1 pseudogene is annotated in these 252 nt (G+C 67.9%); it reads left to right on the top strand.

Going from position 1 to position 252, the window contains the following annotated elements:
* Nucleotides 1-119: 119 nt before the first annotated feature.
* Nucleotides 120-252, top strand: a pseudogene (locus FV242_RS36005) (IS66 family transposase); the annotation flags it as partial.

The raw sequence follows: 252 nt of genomic DNA, 5'->3' as shown, positions 1-252 counted from the left end.
GGATCGGCCCCGGCCAGGAGCTGGTCCAGGATCGCGTCAGGGACGTGGGGTGCTTTGCGTCGTGCCATCGGGAACCTCCTTCGGATCCACTATGGCCGCCCCCACACGAAATTCCTGACAGTCCCTGGATCTCGGATCGCTACACCGCACAGCAGGGCCACGCGGCTGCGCACCAGACTTGCCTCGCCCATCTCGCCCGGGACGTCGCCTATGTCGTCGAGGTGAGCGACGACCCCGTGCCCTGGCGGCTGC

Source organism: Methylobacterium sp. WL64 (genome assembly GCF_008039945.1).
GTDB lineage: Bacteria > Pseudomonadota > Alphaproteobacteria > Rhizobiales > Beijerinckiaceae > Methylobacterium.
This window is presented reverse-complemented; position numbering and strand designations above follow the sequence as displayed.